The 18,048-nt window shown below is 73.6% G+C and carries 14 protein-coding genes and 1 riboswitch; of the genes, 8 read left to right on the plus strand and 6 right to left on the minus strand.

From position 1 onward, the window contains the following. Positions 1-67 precede the first annotated feature (67 nt). From ACY8FT_RS03100 to ACY8FT_RS03110, 3 genes are all read left to right on the plus strand, one after another. Positions 68-619 carry a MerR family transcriptional regulator gene (locus ACY8FT_RS03100; protein WP_462417476.1) on the plus strand — a complete coding sequence of 184 codons (552 nt, stop codon included), beginning with the start codon at positions 68-70 and terminating at the stop codon, positions 617-619. A gap of 45 nt (positions 620-664) precedes the next feature. Next, positions 665-750: riboswitch (glycine riboswitch) on the plus strand. 72 nt (positions 751-822) lie between these two features. Then, positions 823-3,780 (plus strand): aminomethyl-transferring glycine dehydrogenase, encoded by a 2,958-nt coding sequence (gene gcvP, locus ACY8FT_RS03105; RefSeq protein WP_462417477.1) that lies wholly within the window; start codon positions 823-825, stop codon positions 3,778-3,780. A 102-nt stretch (positions 3,781-3,882) separates the two neighbouring features. After that, positions 3,883-5,388: a glutamate--cysteine ligase gene (locus tag ACY8FT_RS03110; RefSeq protein ID WP_462417478.1), complete on the plus strand. Its 1,506-nt coding sequence runs from the start codon at positions 3,883-3,885 to the stop codon at positions 5,386-5,388. A gap of 25 nt (positions 5,389-5,413) precedes the next feature. On the opposite strand, the gene ACY8FT_RS03115 is transcribed toward ACY8FT_RS03110, so the two are convergent. Then, positions 5,414-6,178, minus strand: coding sequence for a histidine phosphatase family protein (locus tag ACY8FT_RS03115; protein ID WP_462417479.1), 765 nt, complete (start codon positions 6,176-6,178; stop codon positions 5,414-5,416). Positions 6,179-6,197: 19 nt separating this feature from the next. Here ACY8FT_RS03115 and ACY8FT_RS03120 point away from each other — a divergent pair, with 19 nt between their 5' ends. Together ACY8FT_RS03120 and ACY8FT_RS03125 are read left to right on the plus strand one after the other, a co-directional pair. Further along, positions 6,198-6,653 (plus strand): OsmC family protein, encoded by a 456-nt coding sequence (locus ACY8FT_RS03120; RefSeq protein WP_462417480.1) that lies wholly within the window; start codon positions 6,198-6,200, stop codon positions 6,651-6,653. Next, positions 6,650-8,020: an APC family permease gene (locus ACY8FT_RS03125; protein ID WP_462417481.1), complete on the plus strand. Its 1,371-nt coding sequence runs from the start codon at positions 6,650-6,652 to the stop codon at positions 8,018-8,020. The genes ACY8FT_RS03120 and ACY8FT_RS03125 overlap by 4 nt, the downstream gene beginning before the upstream one ends. Here ACY8FT_RS03125 and ACY8FT_RS03130 read toward each other — a convergent pair. Continuing rightward, entirely contained in the window at positions 7,953-8,795 is an 843-nt protein-coding gene (locus ACY8FT_RS03130; protein ID WP_462417482.1) for an aldo/keto reductase, read from the minus strand. The genes ACY8FT_RS03125 and ACY8FT_RS03130 overlap by 68 nt on opposite strands. 130 nt (positions 8,796-8,925) lie before the next feature. Here ACY8FT_RS03130 and ACY8FT_RS03135 point away from each other — a divergent pair, with 130 nt between their 5' ends. Both ACY8FT_RS03135 and ACY8FT_RS03140 read left to right on the plus strand, forming a co-directional pair. Next, positions 8,926-10,170 carry an alanine racemase gene (locus ACY8FT_RS03135; protein WP_462417483.1) on the plus strand — a complete coding sequence of 415 codons (1,245 nt, stop codon included), beginning with the start codon at positions 8,926-8,928 and terminating at the stop codon, positions 10,168-10,170. Continuing rightward, positions 10,167-11,510: a D-arabinono-1,4-lactone oxidase gene (locus ACY8FT_RS03140; protein ID WP_462417484.1), complete on the plus strand. Its 1,344-nt coding sequence runs from the start codon at positions 10,167-10,169 to the stop codon at positions 11,508-11,510. The genes ACY8FT_RS03135 and ACY8FT_RS03140 overlap by 4 nt, the downstream gene beginning before the upstream one ends. Here ACY8FT_RS03140 and ACY8FT_RS03145 read toward each other — a convergent pair. The 4 genes from ACY8FT_RS03145 to ACY8FT_RS03160 are packed head-to-tail and all read right to left on the minus strand — an operon-like array spanning position 11,500 to position 16,601. Then, entirely contained in the window at positions 11,500-12,894 is a 1,395-nt protein-coding gene (locus ACY8FT_RS03145; RefSeq protein ID WP_462417485.1) for an aldehyde dehydrogenase family protein, read from the minus strand. The genes ACY8FT_RS03140 and ACY8FT_RS03145 overlap by 11 nt on opposite strands. 19 nt (positions 12,895-12,913) lie before the next feature. Continuing rightward, positions 12,914-13,813, minus strand: a complete 900-nt coding sequence (gene thrB, locus ACY8FT_RS03150) for a homoserine kinase (RefSeq protein WP_462417486.1) — start codon at positions 13,811-13,813, stop codon at positions 12,914-12,916. After that, the gene (thrC, locus tag ACY8FT_RS03155) at positions 13,810-15,333 is read right to left on the minus strand and encodes a threonine synthase (protein WP_462417487.1); all 1,524 of its coding nucleotides are present in this window, start codon (positions 15,331-15,333) and stop codon (positions 13,810-13,812) included. Before thrC ends, thrB begins: the two co-directional genes overlap by 4 nt. Continuing rightward, on the minus strand, positions 15,330-16,601 hold the full coding sequence (locus tag ACY8FT_RS03160) for a homoserine dehydrogenase (protein WP_462417488.1): 1,272 nt from the start codon (positions 16,599-16,601) through the stop codon (positions 15,330-15,332). The genes thrC and ACY8FT_RS03160 overlap by 4 nt, the downstream gene beginning before the upstream one ends. 215 nt (positions 16,602-16,816) lie before the next feature. Between ACY8FT_RS03160 and ACY8FT_RS03165 the strand changes: the two genes are divergently transcribed. Then, on the plus strand, positions 16,817-17,998 hold the full coding sequence (locus tag ACY8FT_RS03165) for a hypothetical protein (RefSeq protein WP_462417489.1): 1,182 nt from the start codon (positions 16,817-16,819) through the stop codon (positions 17,996-17,998). Positions 17,999-18,048 lie beyond the last annotated feature (50 nt).

Raw genomic sequence — 18,048 nt, forward strand, 5'->3', positions numbered from 1 at the left:
GGTCCCCGTGGGCCGTCTCGGCGTGGCGACGTTGCCGCCCCCGGGGCGGCGCAGTACGGTCCCCGGTGTGACGACCAAGCCGCCCGCACAGGGCTTCCCGGGGGAGCAGGACCCGCTGTTCAAGGACCCGTCGGCTGCCGCGCGGGACGCGCTCGGCTACCGCGGGCCGCAGGCCTGTGCCGCTGCCGGCGTCACCTACCGCCAGCTCGACTACTGGGCCCGCACCGGCCTGCTGCGCCCCAGCGTGCGCGGCGCGACCGGCTCCGGCTCGCAGCGGCTCTACTCCTTCCGCGACATCGTCGTGCTGAAGATCATCAAGCGCCTGCTCGACACCGGCGTCTCCCTGCAGCAGATCCGGGTCGCGGTCGAGGCCGTGGCCGACCGGGGCGCCGACGACCTCGCCTCGCTGACCCTCATGTCCGACGGCGCCTCGGTCTACGAGTGCACCAGCGACGACGAGGTGATCGACCTGGTGCGCGGTGGACAGGGCGTCTTCGGCATCGCGATCTCCAGCGTGTGGCGCGAGGTCGAGGGGAGCCTCGAGGAGCTGCCCGGGGCGAACGCCCGCGAGCAGGTCGTCGACGAGCTCGCCGCCCGACGGGCCCGTCGCGGCGCCTGACGCACTCGGCAGCCGGCACGTGACGTAATAGACTCCCCGTGCCGTCGACCCCGTGGGGGAGAGTCCCGCAGCGGGACGCCGAAGGAGCAACCTCCCCGGAATCTCTCAGGCGCACGGACCCCGTGGGCGAGGCAACTCTGGCCGGCCCCTGCGCCCACAGAGGGGGAGCTGACCAGACCCACGCAGCGACGCGAGGAGGAACCATGGTTCCCGACGGCACCACCCCGACCCCCGCCCACGAGGCCACGGAGGCACCGGTCTTCGATGCCAGCGACGAACTGGCCCCGCACCACGAGCCGGACTTCGTCCGCCGCCACATCGGCCCCCGCGCCGAGGACGTCGAGCACATGCTGGGGGTGGTCGGCCAGCCGTCGATGGACGCGATGATCTCCGCGGCCGTGCCCGGAGGGATCCAGGGTGACGAGCAGCTCACCATGACCGCGGCCCCCACCGAGCAGGCCGCCACCGCCGAGATGCGCGCCTACGCCGAGCGCAACACCGTCGCCCGCTCGATGATCGGCCTGGGCTACTACGGCACCCACACCCCGCCGGTCATCCTGCGCAAGATCCTGGAGAACCCGGCCTGGTACACGGCCTACACGCCGTACCAGCCGGAGATCTCCCAGGGCCGCCTCGAGGCGCTGCTGAACTTCCAGACGATGTGCGCCGAGCTCACCGGCCTCACCACCGCCGGCGCCTCCCTGCTCGACGAGGGCACCGCCGTCGCCGAGGCGATGACGGTCATGCGCCGCACGGCCAAGGTGGGTGCCAAGGACAACAGCGCCGTGCTGCTGCTCGACTCCGGCCTCATGCCGCAGTCCATCGCCCTGACCCAGACCCGCGCCAAGCCGCTGGGCATCCCGGTGGTCGTCGCCGACCTCACCGGGGTGGACTCGGTGGACGCCCTGCGCGCCGCCGCCGGCGACCGTGACGTCTTCGGCGTGATCGTCCAGTACCCCGCGGTCGACGGTGCCGTGCGCGACTGGGCTACCCTGACCGAGGTCGCGCACGAGGCCGGCGCGCTGGTGACCGCCGCGGCCGACCTGCTGGCCCTCACCCTGCTCACCCCGCCCGGGGAGTGGGGTGCCGACGTGGCCGTGGGCACCACGCAGCGCTTCGGTGTGCCGATGGGCTTCGGTGGCCCGCACGCCGGGTACATGGCCGTCCGTGAGGGCCTGGAGCGCACCCTGCCCGGCCGACTCGTCGGGGTCTCCAAGGACGCGGAGGGCCAGGTGGCCTACCGCCTGGCCCTGCAGACGCGCGAGCAGCACATCCGCCGCGAGAAGGCGACCTCCAACATCTGCACCGCGCAGGTGCTGCTGGCGGTCATCGCCTCGATGTACGCGGTCTGGCACGGCCCGCAGGGCCTGCGCTCCATCGCGCGCGACGTCCACGGCAAGACCCGTCGCCTGGCCGGCTCGTTGACCGGCGCGGGGCTCGAGGTCCTGCACCGGGACTTCTTCGACACCCTCGCCGTCCGCGTGCCGGGCAAGGCCGGCAGCATCGTGGCCGCCGCCCGCCGCGAGGGCGTGCTGCTCTGGAAGCAGGACGAGGACACTGTGCTGGTCAGCGTCGACGAGACGACGCTGGACACCGACCTGCAGGTGGTGGCCGAGGCCTTCGGCGTCTCTCTGGCCGACCGCCTGGGCCCGGCGCTGGATCTCACCTGGCCGGAGAACCTGCAGCGCACCAGCGACTTCCTGACCCCCGAGGTCTTCCACCTGTACCGCTCGGAGACCCAGATGCTGCGCTACCTGCGCGAGCTCTCCGAGCGCGACTACGCGCTGGACCGCGGCATGATCCCGCTGGGCTCCTGCACCATGAAGCTCAACGCCACCACGGCGATGGAGCCGATCACCTGGCCGGAGTTCGCCGAGCTCCACCCGTTCGCCCCGGCCGAGCACTCCGAGGGCATCCGCGCCCTCATGGACGAGCTCGCCCAGTGGCTGTGCGACATCACCGGCTACGCCGCGGTCTCGCTGCAGCCGAACTCCGGCGCGCAGGGCGAGCTGGCCGGCCTCATGGCCATCCGCGCCTACCACGCCTCGAAGGGCCAGGAGCACCGCGACGTCTGCCTGATCCCGGCCTCGGCCCACGGCACCAACGCGGCCTCGGCCGTCATGGCGGGCATGAAGGTCGTCGTCGTGAAGACCGCCCCCGGTGGCGACATCGACATGGAGGACCTGCGGGCCAAGATCGACGAGCACGGCCAGAAGCTGGCCGCGATCATGGTCACCTACCCCTCCACGCACGGCGTGTTCGAGGAAACCATCAGCGACCTGTGCGCGATGGTGCACGACGCCGGCGGTCAGGTCTACGTCGACGGTGCCAACCTCAACGCCCTCATCGGCGTGGCCCGCCCGGGCCGGTTCGGCTCCGACGTCAGCCACCTGAACCTGCACAAGACCTTCACCATCCCGCACGGTGGCGGCGGCCCGGGCGTCGGTCCGATCGGCGTCCGGGAGCACCTGGCGCCCTTCCTGCCCAACCACCCGCTCGTGGAGCAGGCCGGTCCCGCCACCGGTGTCGGACCCATCGCGGCCGCGCCGTGGGGCTCGGCGAGCATCATGCCGATCCCGTGGGCGTACATCCGCATGATGGGCTCGGCCGGTCTGCGTCGCGCCACCCGCGTGGCCGTCCTGTCGGCCAACTACCTGGCCAAGCGCCTGGACGAGCACTACCCGGTGCTCTACACCGGTCAGGATGGCCTGGTGGCCCACGAGTGCATCCTCGACCTGCGCCAGATCACCAAGGACACCGGTGTGACCGTCGACGACGTGGCCAAGCGCCTCATCGACTACGGCTTCCACGCACCGACCATGTCCTTCCCGGTGGCCGGGACGCTCATGGTCGAGCCCACCGAGTCCGAGTCGCTGGCCGAGCTCGACCGCTTCGTCGACGCGATGGTGGCGATCAAGGCGGAGATCGACCAGGTCGGGCAGCAGCAGGACGCGGACGACTCGGTCCTGCGCCACGCGCCCTACACGGCCCGGTCGATGGCGGGGGAGTGGCCCTACTCCTTCACCCGCGCCGAGGCCGTGTACCCGGCCGGCGTGAACCCGGCCACCAAGTACTTCCCGCCGGTGCGCCGCATCGACGGGGTGTACGGCGACCGCAACCTCATGTGTTCCTGCCCGCCGGCGGAGGCCTTCGAGGACTGAGCCCGGCGCCCGTCGGTGTGACCCACGCCGGGGCCGGTGACCGTGCGGTCGCCGGCTCCGGCGTGTTTTCATGGTCCACCACACCGCGAAAGGGGCACGGCCATGGGTGCTGAGGTCGAGAAGACGGAGTACTCGGCGGAGGATCGCATGCGCTTCCGCGAGGAGGTGGGCAACGAGCTGGAGACCTTCGCGTGGCTGCTCGCCCACGCCTCGTTCGACGCGACCTTCCCCAAGATCGGTCTGGAGCTGGAGCTCAACCTGGTCGACGACGACATGCAGCCCGCGCTGAGCAACGACGCCGTGCTCGACGAGTTGGGTGAGCACTTTCAGTCCGAGCTCGCGCGCTTCAACATCGAGGTGAACGTCGCCCCGCGGCCGATGGCCACCGGTGCCTCCCCGACGCTGGAGCACGTGGTGCGCGGGCACCTGCAGGAGGCCCAGGACGCCGCCGAGCGCGCCGGCTGCCACATGATGGCCGTCGGCATCCTGCCCACCCTCCGCGAGGAGCACCTGCAGGGGGAGTGGATCTCCGGCGGGGCCCGGTACACGGCGCTGGAGAAGGCCGTCCTGCGCGAGCGGGGCGAGGACGGGGTGCTCGATATCGAGGGACCCACCGGGGAACGTCTGCGCCAGCAGGTCAGCGACCTCGCCCCGGCCGCCGCGTGCACCTCGCTGCAACTGCACCGGCAGGTGTCGCCGGAGAAGTTCGCGCCCTTCTGGAACGCGGCGCAACTGGTGGCGGCCGTCCAGGTGGCGATCGGTGCCAACTCGCCCTTCCTGTTCGGGCGCCGGCTGTGGGCCGAGACGCGCGTCCCGCTGTTCGAGCAGACGATCGACACGCGCACCCCCGAGCTGCGCAACCAGGGCGTCGCCTCCCGGGCCGTCTTCGGCCGGGACTGGATCTCCTCGCCGGTGGACCTGTTCCGGGAGAACATCGGCTCCTACCCGGCGCTGCTGCCCGAGCTGTTCGAGCTGCCGCCCACCGAGGGCGGACCGACCAGCGAGAGCCCCGGCGACGCCAAGGGGCGTGCCCCCGAGCTGCCGCGCCTGATGCTGCACAACGGCACCGTCTGGCGGTGGAACCGGGGCATCTACGACGTGGTCGACGGCGTGCCCCACCTGCGCGTGGAGAACCGCGTGCTCCCGGCCGGGCCGACCGCCGCGGACACGCTGGCCAACTGCGCGCTGTACTACGGCCTGGTGCGCACACTGGTGGACACCTCCCCGTCGCCCTGGGTCGGGTTCGCGCACGCCGAGGCCGAGCGGAACTTCTACGCCGCGGCCGAGCACGGCATCGAGGCCGAGCTCGCGTGGCCCGGCGTCTCGGGGAAGATCCCGGTCACCGAGCTGGTCAGCGAGCACCTGCTGCCGCTGGCCCGAGCCGGTCTGCTGGCCGGCGGCACCACCGAGGAGGACGCGGACACCTACCTGGGCACCATCCGACGCCGCTGCGAGAAGCGCACCAACGGCGCCACCTGGCAGGTGCGGACGGTGGAGGCGCTGGAGGCCGCGGGCGCCGATCGGGACGAGGCGCTGCAGGAGATGAGCCGGCTGTACTGGCAGCACAACGCCACCCACCAGCCCGTGGACACCTGGCCGGTGCCCTGAGGGCGGAGCGGGACCGGGCGCCGGCTCAGGGCACCTGGTTCCAGTGCTGGATGGTCGGGGTGTCGCGGTGGTGGCCCAGCACGCAGAGGCTGCCGGCCTCGAACTCCAGTGCATCGGCCAGGTACGGCGTCTGCCGCAGGTAGACCGCCGTCAGGACGCGCAGGTGGTGGCCGTGACCGACCAGCAGCACGTCCCCGGTGGCCAGGTGCGGCCAGACGTGGCCCAGCACGCGGCTGGCGCGCGCGGCCACCATCTCCACGGTCTCACCGGGGGTGTCGCCGGGCGGGACGCCGTCGAAGACGGTCCACCCGGGGCGGCCCTCCTCCCTGGCCTGTGAGGTGGTGCGGCCCTCCTCGGCCCCGTAGTCCCACTCGGCGAGGTCGGCGTCCAGCGCGTCGGGGACGACGCCGGCCAACCGGGCCGTCTCGGCCGCCCGCTGCAGCGGGGAGCAGCGCACGTGGACCAGGTCGTACTCGGCGAGCAGGGTGGGCAGTCCGCCGGCGCGCTCCCGGCCGACGTCCGTCAGCGGCAGGTCGGTCAGCCCGGTGTGCCGCCCGGTGCGGGACCACTCGGTCTCCCCGTGGCGGACCAGCAGCAGGCGCCCCCGCCCGGGCTCGGTGGGGCGCATCTCGACCGGCTCGTCGCGCACGAAGCGGCCCAGCTCCGCAGCGGTCCGGGACGCGTCGCCCGGTGCCCCGTCGACCGTGCCGAGCGGAGGGGCGAACGGCTCTGGCGTGGCGTCGGTCACGGGCTGCTCGGTGGGCGAGGCGGTGTCCGGTGCGTCATCCATGTACGGCAGGCTATGCCCCATGAGCACGCAGTCCTCCGGTCAGGCCAGTCCCCGGTCGGTGCGCCTCGAGCGCACCGACTTCGCCACCTTCACCGTGACCAACGAGCGCGGTGCCTCGATCACCATCGGGGACGGGCGCGACGCGGACTTCACGCCGGTCGAGCTGCTGCTCGCCGCCGTCGCCGGGTGCTCGGCGATCGACGTCGACTTCATCACCGCCAAGCGCTCGGAGCCGGAGCACTTCGCGGTGGAGGCGCGCGGCACCAAGGTGCGCGACGAGCACGGCAACCACCTGACCGACGTGTCCGCCGACTTCGACGTCGCCTTCCCGCAGGACGACGACGGCCGGCGGGCGGACGAGGTGCTGGCCCACGCCGTGGCGACCTCCCGCGACCGGCTCTGCACCGTCAGCCGCACGGTCGCGCTGCCCACCCCGGTGGAGTTCACGCTCACCGACGGGCGGGCGGTGGAGTGAGTCGCCGGCTCCGTCTCGCCGACGCGCTCACCATCGGCCTGGCGGCCATGGTGGGCGCCGGGGTGTTCGGGGTGTGGGGACCCGCAGCCCGCGCCGCCGGCCCCTGGCTGCTCGCCGCGCTGGTGGTGGCCGCCGTCGTGGCCTGGTGCAACGCGAGCTCCAGCGCCCAGCTGGCGGCCCGGTACCCCGGCGCCGGCGGCACCTACCTCTACGGCCGTGAGCGGCTGGGGCCCTTCTGGGGCTACCTCGCCGGCTGGTGCTTCAGCATCGGCAAGACGGCCTCCTGCGCCGCCATGGCGATGGTGGCCGGTGCCCACCTCTGGCCCGGCCACGAGCGACTGGTGGGGGTGCTGGTCGTCCTGGCGCTCACCGCGGTCACCTTCGGCGGCGTTGTGAAGTCCGCCCTGGTGGCCCGGGTCGTGGTCGCCCTGGTGGTCGTCGGCATCCTCGTGACGCTCGCGCTCTCCTGGGTGTTCACGCCCGACCCCACGCTGTGGACGGCCGGGGTGGACGTGCCCGAGCCCCCGGGGAGCCCGACGGTCGGGGGCGTCCTGCAGGCGGCCGGGCTCATCTTCTTCGCCTTCGCCGGCTACGCGCGCATCGCGACGCTCGGGGACTCCGTCGTCGACCCCCGCCGCACCATCCCGCGCGCCATCAGCTGGGGGCTGACTATCACGCTGGTGCTCTACACGCTGGTGGCGGTGACCCTGCTGGGCCGTCTGGGCACCGCCGGCACGGTCGCCAGCGAGGCCCCGCTGCGCGACCTCGCCGGCGGCGTCTCGACCTGGTGGGCCGTGGTGATCGGCGTGCTGGCCGGGCTCGCCGCGGTCGGCTCGCTGTGGGCGCTGCTGCTCGGCGTGGGGCGCACCCTCATGGCGATGGGGGAGGAGCGCGACCTGCCCGCCGCCCTCGGGGTGACCGCCACCGCCGCCACCGGTGAGAAGGTGCCCCGCGTCGCCGAGCTCGTGGTGGCCGCGGCCGTCGTGCTGCTGGTGCTCGTGACGGACCTGCGCGGCGCCATCGGGTTCTCCAGCTTCGGGGTGCTGCTCTACTACGCCGTCGCCAACGCCTCGGCCTTCACGCTGCGCCGCGAGTGGTCCGCGGGCTGGGTCGTCCCGGTCGTCGGGCTGGTCGGCTGCCTCGCCCTGGTGTTCAGCCTCCCGACCGCCAGCATCATCGGTGGACTGGTGCTCGTCGCGGTCGGCCTGGTCCTGTGGTTCGTCCGGCGCGACGTCCCGCGCCGGGGCGGCTCCGCGGGTGGTGCCGTGCGCAGCGCCCCGGCCGCGGGCTCCTCCCGGGTCAGGCCTCCTCGTGGTGGTCCGGATCCCCGTCGAACAGCCGACCGTCCGGTCGGGCGAGCGCGGTGATCGCCCGCACCTCGTCCTCGGTCAGGGCGAAGCCGAACAGGTCCAGGTTCGACCGCTGACGCTCCGGGGTCGCCGACTTCGGGATCGGCAGCACACCCCGCTGCAGGTGCCAGCGCAGGATCACCTGGGCCGGCGTGACCCCGTACCGCTCGGCCGGGCCGGCCACCTCGGGTGCGTCGTAGCGGGCGCGGCGCTTGCCCAGCGGGCTCCAGGCCTCGGTGAGGATGCCGCGCTCGGCGTTCGCGGCGAGCATCTCCTCCTGCGGGAAGGAGGGGTGCAGCTCGATCTGGTTGACCGCCGGGGTGACCCCGACCGACCGGATGATCCGGTCCAGGTGGTGGGCGTGGAAGTTGGAGACGCCGACGCTGCGGGTCAGGCCGCGCTCGCGGGCCGTCACCAGCCCCTCCCACGCGTACTCGAACTCGCCCTGCGACGGGTTCGGCCAGTGGATGAGAACCAGGTCGACGTGGTCGGTGCCCAGTCGGCGCAGGGACTCCTCGAGGCTCTGCGCCGCGCGGCGGTGGTCCCGGCCGGGAACCTTGGTGACCAACCGGATCTCGTCGCGGTCGATGCCGGAACCGGTCACCGCGCGCCCGACCTCCTCCTCGTTGCCGTAGCTCACTGCTGTGTCGAGCAGCCGGTACCCGGCGTCGAGGGCGTGGCGCACGGCCGAGACACCCTCCTCACCGGTGAGCTGGTAGGTGCCGAGCCCGACGAGCGGCAGCCGGGTGCCGTCCTCGAGCGTGTGCGTGGCGTGGGCGCTCAGGTTCTCCATGCCCTGACCCTAGACGCCGCCGGTGCCGGCGGGCCGACCCTCGCCGCCGGCGCCGGGCCGGTCCTTGCCCGCTGACCGGGTCGGTGTGCCCTGCCAGCACCGCCCCGCACGGGCACACTAGGTTTGCCCCATGAGCCACGCCACGGACGCCAGCCCCACCTGGCAGCTACTTGACGCCGCGACGCAGGGCCTCCCCGCACCGGTGGGGGCGGTCCGCTGGTCCGCGGTGGAGCGCAACCTGACCCGCTTGGTCGAGGCCGCCGACGGGTTGCCGGTGCGCGTGGCCAGCAAGAGCATCCGCTGCCGTGCCGTCCTGGAGCACGCCCTGCGCCACCCCGGTGTGCGGGGCGTCATGGCCTTCACGCTGCCCGAGGCGATCTGGCTCGCCCGCACCGGCACCAGCGACGACCTGCTCGTCGCCTACCCCACGGCCGACGTGGCCGGACTCGACGCCCTGGTCTGCGACGAGGAGCTCGCCCGCGCCATCACCCTCACCGTCGACGCCCCGGCGCACCTGGCCGTCATCGCCGCGGCCCGGGCCCGCACCGGGGGCACGGCCACGGTCCGGGTCGTGCTCGAGGCCGACGTGTCCCTGCGCGGTGGACCGGTCTCCATCGGCCCGCAGCGCTCCCCGCTCCACGGGCCGGAGGCGATCCGTCGCGCCGCCGAGCAGGTGGTGGCCGAGCCCGGTGTCGAGCTGGTCGGGCTGCTGACCTACGAGGGCCACGTCGCCGGCGTGCAGGACCTGCCCATCCCGGGCGACCGCGGCGACGCGGCCTACCGGTGGGTGGTCACGCGCATGCAGCAGGTCGCCCGGCGCCGGCTACCCGGGCAGCGTCGCCACGTCGTCGAGGCGCTCGCCGACGTGCTCGGCCACGCCCCGGAGCTGGTCAACGGCGGGGGGACCGGCTCGGTGGGCTGGTCGGCCACGGATCCCGTGCTCACCGAGGTCACGGTCGGCTCCGGCATCCTGGTGGGCCACCTCTTCGACCGCTACCGGTCGATCGATCTCGAACCGGCCCTCGGCATCGGGCTGGACCTCGTCCGCACCCCCGGTCCCGACGTCGTGACCGTCCTGGGCAGCGGCTGGGTGGCCACGGGGGAGCAGCGCCCCGACCGGCTGCCGCTCCCGGTGCACCCGCCCGGCCTGGCGCTCACCGCCACCGAGGCCGCCGGCGAGGTGCAGACCCCGCTCACCGGGGCCCGGGCCGCGCGGGCGGCCGGGCACCCGCTGGCCGTCGGCGACCGCGTGTGGATGCGCCACGCGAAGTCGGGCGAGCCCGCCGAGCGACTGGACGAGTACGTGCTGGTGCAGGACGACGGCACCACCGAGACCGTGCCCACCTACCGTGGCGAGGGAAAGGCCTTCCTGTGACGACGACCCAGCCCACCGGCTTCCGCACCTGGTCCGGCAGCGTGGAGGTGCCCGAAGCACCCCGTGCCACTGCCGACGGGGTGGAGGAGGTCGTCGAGTCCGTCCGCTCTTCCGTGCGCGAGGGCCGTCCCATCCATCCGGCCGGCAGCGGTCACTCGTTCACCGGCGTCGCGGCACCGCGACGCGGTGGCACCGCCCCGGCCGGCCGCACGCTGGCCCTGACCGGCCTGCAGGGGGTCGTCGACGACTCCCGCGCCGACGAGGGACTGCTCACCCTGGCCGCTGGCACCCCCCTGCACGCCCTGCCGGGGGTCCTGGCGCCCTACGGCCTCGCCCTGGAGAACATGGGGGACATCGACCGGCAGACCCTGGCCGGTGCCGTCTCCACCGGCACGCACGGCACGGGGCTGGCGTTCGGCGGTCTGGCCACGCAGGTGCGCGGCCTGACCCTCGTCGACGGTCGTGGTGAGCTGCACCGCCTGGAGGAGGACGACCCGCGCCTGGCCGGGGCGGTCGTCGGTCTGGGTGCCCTCGGCGTGGTGGTCGACCTGACCCTGCAGCTGGTGCCCGCCTACTGCCTCGACCTGCAGGTCGACCGCCAGCCGATCGACGACGTCTTCGGTCGGTGGGGTGAGCACTCCGCGGCGCACGACCACTTCGAGGCCTTCTGGTTCCCGCACCACCCGCGCGCGATCACCAAGGCGACCGCACGCCGTCCCGCCGACACCGAGACGGTCGACCGCGGGTGGTGGGGCGAGAAGGTCGTCGACCGGGTCGTGTCGAACGTCGGCCTGGCCGCCCTCGCCCGCGCGACCGACCTCTTCCCGAACGCCGCCCGTCGCCTCAACCGCACCTTCGGGGGGCTCAGCCCCTACCGCGTCTGCGGGCCGTCCCACCGGGTCTTCGTGAGCAGCCGGACGGTACGCTTCCGCGAGATGGAGTACGCCGTGCCGCTGGCCGACCTGCCCGCCGTCATGGCCGAGGTCGAGGCCGTGGTCCGGCGCCGTCGCTGGCCGGTCGGCTTCCCGCTGGAGATCCGCTCCAGCGCCGGGGACGACCTGTGGCTGTCCACCTGCCACGGCGGCCCGCGCGCGTACGTCGCGGTCCACACGGTGCACGCCGACGGCCGGGCGCGGGCCTGGTTCGCCGAGCTCGAGCGCATCCTGGTGGCCGCCGGCGGGCGCCCGCACTGGGGGAAGATGCACCGCCTCGAGGCCGCCGAGCTGGCCGGCCTCTACCCGCGGATGGAGGACTTCCGCACGCTGCGCCGCGAGCTCGACCCGGACGGCCTGTTCGCCAACGAGTACACCGACCGCGTGCTGGGCCCCGTCACTGGATGACGCGCAGCAGGCGCTCCTTCAGCCGGCCGTGGGGCGGGTAGGCCACCCGCATCGTGTCCGGTGCCAGCGGCTTGTCCAGCACCGACCGCTCGTGGGTGAAGGTCCGGATGGACGCCTCGCCGTGGTAGTTGCCCATGCCGCTGGCGCCGACCCCGCCGAAGGGGAGGTCCGGCACGGCCACGTGGGCCACCGGCAGGTTGATGCCGACGCCGCCGGAGCGGGTGCTGGCCAGCCAGAGGTCCTGCTCGGTCCGGTCGTCGGTGAACAGGTACAGCGCCAGCGGTGACGGGCCGGCGTTCACCAGCTCGATGGCGGCGTGCACGTCGGTCACCGGGACGATCGGCAGCACGGGGCCGAAGATCTCCTCGGCCATGGCCGGGTGGTCCGGGGCCACGTCGGTGAGCACGGTGGGGGAGAGATAGCGCTCGGCGAGGTCCACCTCGCCACCGACGGCGGCACCCTCCACCATCGGGGCCAGCCGTCGCGCGTGGTCGTCGTTGACGATGCGGCCGTAGTCGCCGCTGGTGCGAGGGTCGGCTCCGAACATCTCGGTGATCGCCCGCTGCAGCTCGGGCACCAGCGCCGCCTGCACCTCGGGCGTGCACAGGACGTGGTCAGGGGCCACGCAGGTCTGGCCGGCGTTCGTGAACTTGCCCCACACGATGCGGCGGGCCGCGGCACGCAGGTCGGTGTCCTCACCCACCCAGGTGGGGGACTTGCCGCCGAGCTCCAGGGTCACCGGGGTGAGGTGCTCGGCCGCCGCGCGCATCACGATGCGGCCGACCCGCTCGCCGCCGGTGTAGAAGACGTGGTCCCACGGCTGCTCCAGCAGGGCGGTGGTCTCCGGCACGCCGCCGGTCACCACCTGCACCACCTCCGGGTCCAGGTAGCGCGGCACCAGCCGGACCAGCGCCTCGGCCGTCGCCGGGGCCAGCTCGCTCGGCTTGAGCACCACCGTGTTGCCACCGGCGAGCGCCCCGACCAGCGGCATGAGCACGAGGTTGACCGGGTAGTTCCACGGCCCGATGACCAGCACCGTCCCCAGCGGCTCCCGGCGCACCCGTGCGCGGGCGGGGCGGAAGGCCAGCGGCACGCTGGCCCGACGGGGCGCCAGCCAGCGCTCCAGGCGGTCGAGCACGTGGTCGATCTCGGCGACCACCACCGAGAGCTCGGTGGTGCGGGCCTCCACCGCGGACTTGCCGAGGTCGGCCTGCAGCGCCGCGAGGAGCTCGGGCTCGCCCTCCTGCACCAGCCGGCGCAGGGCCTGCAGCTGCTCGCGGCGGGCGTCCAGCTCGCGCAGTCGGCCGGTCTGCCAGGTCTCCCGGGCCAGCCGGTGGGCGTCACGGGCCGACTGCTGCGGGGGGTTCTCGTCGGGCGTCGTCATACCCCCAGCCTAGGCGGCGTCAGCCGGCGGACGACACGAGCACCCGGGCCCCCACGCGGTCCACGGGGAGGGCGTGCAGCTCCCAGCCCCAAGGATGGTCGGTGAGGTGCGCCTGCAGGGCCACGGCGGTGCCGGCCGCGGGGGCGACGACCAGCAGGGTCGGCCCGGCGCCGCTCACGCAGCTGGCCGCGGCGCCGCTCTCGCGAGCGACCCGGTGGATGTCGGCCACCCCGGGGACGAGGGCCTCCCGGTAGGGCTGGTGCAGCCGGTCGTCCATCGCCTCACCGAGCAGTTCCACCCGCCCCGTGGCCAGGGCCGCCACCAGCAGGGCGCTGCGGGCGGCGTTGTGCACCGCGTCGCCGTGGGGGACCCGGTCGGGCAGAGCCCCGCGGGCCGCGGCCGTCGAGACCGGGTGGTCGGGCACCAGCAGGAGCAGGTCCGGCATCGAGCCCTCGGGCACGGGCACCGGCAGGCTGTCGACGCCACGCCCGGTCATCGCCGAGACGACGACGCCGCCGAGCACCGCGGGGGCCACGTTGTCCGGGTGGCCCTCCACCAGGGTGGCCAGCCGCACGTGCTCGGTGGCGTCCCAGTCCCGGTCGTGCAGCACCCCGGCGGCCACCACGGCCCCCACGATGCAGGTGGCCGACGAGCCGAGCCCGCGCGACTCGGGCACCTCGCCCTCGACGGTGCAGGCCACCGACAGCGGCGTGATGCCGTGCTCGGCGCAGGCCCGCTCGTAGGCGGCCGCGACGAGGTGGTCCTCCGCCCGGGAGCGCTCCGGGGCGTCCTCGTCCACCACGGTCAGCTTCACCCGGTTGCGGAGCTCCAGCGCCACGCCCAGGGCGTCGAACCCGGTGCCCAGGTTGGCCGAGGTCGCCGGCACGCTGACCGTGACGGACCCGCGCGCTCCGGTCATCGGTGCAGGACCTCCTCGATGACGGCGGGGACGTCGGGCACCTCGACGACGCGCTCGTGCAGCACCGAGGCGTCACGGAGCCCGGCCAGCCCGGCCGGTGCGCCGCGCTCGTCGGCGGCCCGGGCAGCCAGGTGCACCAGGCTCTCGAACTCGTCCGGGTCCGCCTCGTGCCCGAGCGCCGCGAGCACCGCCGGGGCGAACTTGTAGGGGCTGGCCGTGGCGGCCACGAGCGCCGGGCGCCGCTCGGGCCGGTCGCCCCCGGTCAGCTCCCCGTCCCGGTACTGCTGCAGCACCGACAGTGCCACCGCGGTGTGGGGGTCCACCAGGGCGCCGTGGGCGGAGTGCACCTCGCGCAGGGTCGTCGCGGCCCGCTCGGTCGTCGCGGTGCCCGCCACCACCGGGGCGTCACCGGCGGTGGGCAGCTCGCCCCAGTCGAAGTGCCGGTCCTGCGCGAGCGCCTCCATGGCCGTGCGCACGCGCTCGGTGTCCCGGCCGCTGAGGTCGTGCAGGTACCGCTCCAGGTTGCTGGAGACGAGGATGTCCATGGAGGGGGAGTCGGTGCGGACGAGCTCGCGCCGCGCGTCGTATGTGCCGGTGGCGAAGAAGTCGGCCAGCACCTTGTTGTCGTTCGTGGCGCACAGCGTCGCGCCCAGCGGCACACCGGCGGCTCGGGCCCACGTGGCGGCCAGCAGGTTGCCGAAGTTGCCCGTCGGCACCACCACGTCCACCGGCTCGCCGGCCTGCACGACGCCGGCCCGGCGCAGGGCCGCGTAGCCGGTGACGTAGTAGACCATCTGCGGCAGCAGGCGTCCCAGGTTGATGGAGTTCGCCGAGCTGATCGAGTAGCCGCGCTCCTGCAGGCGCTCGCGCGCCCCGGCGTCGGCGAAGAGGGCCTTCACCGCGCGCTGGGCGTCGTCGAAGTCCCCGTGGATGCCGAGCACGTGGACGTTGTCGCCGGCCTGCGTCCGCATCTGCTGCTTCTGCATGTAGCTGACGCCCTCGGTGGGGTAGAGGACGACCACCTCGGTGCCGGGCACGTCCTTGAAGCCCTCGAGGGCCGCCTTGCCGGTGTCGCCGCTGGTCGCGGTCAGGATCAGCATGGTGCCGGCGTCGTCGGTGGCACCCCGGGCCTCCCGGGCGAGGGTCACCAGGTGGGGCAGCAGGGTCAGGGCGACGTCCTTGAACGCGTGCGTCGGACCGTGGAAGAGCTCCAGCAGGCCGGTGGTGTCGGAGCCCTCCCCGAGCAGCCGCACCGGCACCACGTCGTCGCCCTCGAAGCGGGCGGCGGCGGTCTCGACGGCCTGCCGCAGGTCGGCCTCGTCCAGGCCGCCCTCGCCGGTGAGGTACGGGCCGATGACGGACGTGGCCACCTCGGCCCACGGCGCGTCCAGCAGGGACTCCACGTAGATCGGCACGATCCGCTCGGGCACGTAGAGCCCCCCGTCGGGCGCCAGGCCGGTCAGCAGGGCACGGGCCGCCGCGGTGGGCTCGACGCCCCCGCGGGTGCTGGTGAACCTCATGCCGTGCCCTCCTGCTCCGAGCCCTCCCAGCGGATGACGCAGCTGCCCGGGTCCTCCAGCCAGGGCGTCAGCACCGAGCGGCGCAGCGGGCCGGTGATGCCCGCCAGGGGCTCGGTGCCCAGTCGGTCCTGCAGCAGCTCCTCGGCGCGGTCGGCTAGGCCGGTGCTGCTGCGCAGGTACCAGCGGCCGGTCACCGTCGCGTTCGCGTCCTGCAGCGGCCGGTCGGACAGCGGGCTGGCCGTCGGCACCGCGCCCATGAGGACGTCCACCACGTCGGTGAGCACCGCCGAGGCGGTCTCGTAGCGGCCTGCACCGGGGCCGGCGAAGGTCAGCGCGCCGACGTGGTCGGCCTCGAAGGTCACGGCGTTGGTGGAGCCCAGGATGCCGGCGGCCCAGTGGTCCGGGGCGACGGCCACCGGCTCGACGACGGCGGTCACCTCGGGGCCCTGCGGGCCGTCCACCGACCGCGCCCGCCCGATGAGGCGCACCGTCCGCGGACCACCCGGCGCCAGCCGCACGGTCTGCAGGTCGGCGGCGGTCACGCGGTCGATGCCGGCGCACAGGATGTGCGGCTCGGTGACGGGTCCGCCGAAGGCCATCGAGGCGAGCAGCCGCAGCTTGCGCAGCGAGTCCGCGCCACTGACGTCCGCCGTCGGGTCGGCCTCCAGGTAGCCGAGCGCCTGGGCCTCCGCGGTCACCACGGCGTAGTCCTTGCCGGTGTCCATCGCCGTCAGGATGTAGTTGCAGGAGCCGTTGAGGATGCCGCTCACCGCCCGCACCCGGTCGACGCGGATGAGGTCGCGCAGCGCCCGCACGCAGGGGACGCCCCCGGCCACGGCGGCCTCGAAGAGCAGGTTCACCCCGTGCTGCTCCGCCAGGGCGGTCAGCTCCTCGCCGTGGGCGCTGAGCAGGGCCTTGTTCGCGGTCACCACGTGCTTGCCGCCCCGCAGGGCCTCGGAGACGAGTTCCAGGCCCTCCTCGACCGGGCCGGCGACCTCGATCACAAGGTCCACCGCCGGGTCGGTCACGGCCCCGTGGGCGTCGGTCGTCAGGGTCCCCTCCGGCGGGGGGACGTCGCGGTGGCGGTGCGTGTCGCGGACCACGACGTGGCGCACGGTCACGTCCACGCCCAGCTGGGACAGCCACCGCTCCCGGTGCCGGCCCAGCAGCTCGACCACGCCCTGGCCCACGGTGCCGTAGCCGATCACCGCGACGCCCACGGCGCGCGTCCCGCCCTGCACGGTCTGGTCGTCCGAGTTCTCCGTCATGCTGCACTCCTTCGTGCCACATAGCCCGACGTCCGGTGGAGCTGGCCCTTCCACCACATCGAGCCCCCGTCCGAGGATCCTAGGCCGCACTCCCCGTCAGGTATGAGGCGGGCGGGGGAGATCTCATGCCGTGGCCCTGTGCGGGAGGCTTCCGGTGGTGGGAGAGAATGGCCGCCAGGTGCCGACAGGCGGTACCGCTGACCCAAGGGGGCACGATGAAGCGCACGTCCATGATGCTGATCGCGGCGATGGGCACCACGGCGGTGCTCGCCGGGTGCGGTGACGACGAGAAGAGCGGCGGTGGCGAGGAGCAGGGTGCGTCGGACCCGAAGGCCTCCGTCATGCAGGCCCTCGACGCGTCCGCCGAGGCCAAGGACATGACCACGACGATGTCGCTGGACACCGACGCCGAGACGCTGAACGGCCTCATGGAGGCCTCGGACTCCTCGAGCGGTTCCGGCGCCGCCCAGGACACGCAGTCGCAGGAGAAGGCCGTCGAGCTGCTGCCGAAGTCGAAGGTCACCGTCACGCAGCACTCCCGCGACAAGGCGCTGGGTGAGGAGAAGGACGCCAAGGACCTCGACTCCACGGTGAGCTTCCAGATCGGTGAGGGCACGGTCGAGGTCCGCCAGGTTGAGGGCGGCCTCTACTTCCGTGCCGACGTCGACAAGATCGGTCAGGAGACCGGCCTGTTCACTGCCGACCAGCTCCGTTCGGGCCTGAGCGGCTCCGGTGCTTCCTCCGACGACCCGTCCATGGAGTTCCTGGAGAAGGCCCTCGAGGGTGAGTGGGTGGGTGTCTCCCCCGAGAAGATGGAGGAGTTCGCCAAGGAGCAGGGCGTCGACCTCGACTCCCTCATGACGCAGTCCACCGGCACCGACCTCTCCGCCGAGAAGCAGGCCGAGCTGCAGAAGGACCTCAAGGGGTTCATGGACGAGCACGGCGAGTTCACCGAGGCGGGCGACCACGTTCGGGTCGCGCTGCCCATCGAGGAGAGCTGGGACGACTTCGCGACGATCGTGAACAAGTACCAGGCCGACGGCTCCGAGGAGATGCCGAAGCTGGACGCGGACGCCAAGAAGGCGATCAAGGACGACGCCAAGGGCTACATCGACCTCGAGGTCGACGGCGAGGAGCTCAAGGGCATGAACCTGGACTTCACCCAGGTCACCGACTGGGTCGACGTCGAGGAGATGGACGCCTCGAAGAAGCAGGAGTTCGAGGACTTCAAGGAGCAGGTCAGCGACGGCCCGCTCTCCCTGACGGTCGACTACACCGACGGTGAGGCCCCGGCCAAGCCGGACCAGTTCACCGAGGTGCCGCAGGAGCTCCTGGACGGTGGCGCCGCCGGCGCGGGGGGCTCCGGCTCCCTGCCCTCCTCGGCGAGCGCCTACTGACCACCCGCTCCCACGACGCGCCGGAGGCACCCGCACCCGCGGGTGCCTCC

Source organism: Kytococcus sp. Marseille-QA3725 (assembly GCF_054950055.1).

Coding starts and splice junctions, on each gene's coding strand:
- gcvP (WP_462417477.1), top strand. CDS start 823: ATGGTTCCCGACGGCACCACCCCGACCCCCGCCCACGAGGCCACGGAG.
- ACY8FT_RS03110 (WP_462417478.1), top strand. CDS start 3,883: ATGGGTGCTGAGGTCGAGAAGACGGAGTACTCGGCGGAGGATCGCATG.
- ACY8FT_RS03115 (WP_462417479.1), bottom strand. CDS start 6,178: ATGGATGACGCACCGGACACCGCCTCGCCCACCGAGCAGCCCGTGACC.
- ACY8FT_RS03120 (WP_462417480.1), top strand. CDS start 6,198: ATGAGCACGCAGTCCTCCGGTCAGGCCAGTCCCCGGTCGGTGCGCCTC.
- ACY8FT_RS03130 (WP_462417482.1), bottom strand. CDS start 8,795: ATGGAGAACCTGAGCGCCCACGCCACGCACACGCTCGAGGACGGCACC.
- ACY8FT_RS03135 (WP_462417483.1), top strand. CDS start 8,926: ATGAGCCACGCCACGGACGCCAGCCCCACCTGGCAGCTACTTGACGCC.
- ACY8FT_RS03145 (WP_462417485.1), bottom strand. CDS start 12,894: ATGACGACGCCCGACGAGAACCCCCCGCAGCAGTCGGCCCGTGACGCC.
- thrB (WP_462417486.1), bottom strand. CDS start 13,813: ATGACCGGAGCGCGCGGGTCCGTCACGGTCAGCGTGCCGGCGACCTCG.
- thrC (WP_462417487.1), bottom strand. CDS start 15,333: ATGAGGTTCACCAGCACCCGCGGGGGCGTCGAGCCCACCGCGGCGGCC.
- ACY8FT_RS03160 (WP_462417488.1), bottom strand. CDS start 16,601: ATGACGGAGAACTCGGACGACCAGACCGTGCAGGGCGGGACGCGCGCC.
- ACY8FT_RS03165 (WP_462417489.1), top strand. CDS start 16,817: ATGAAGCGCACGTCCATGATGCTGATCGCGGCGATGGGCACCACGGCG.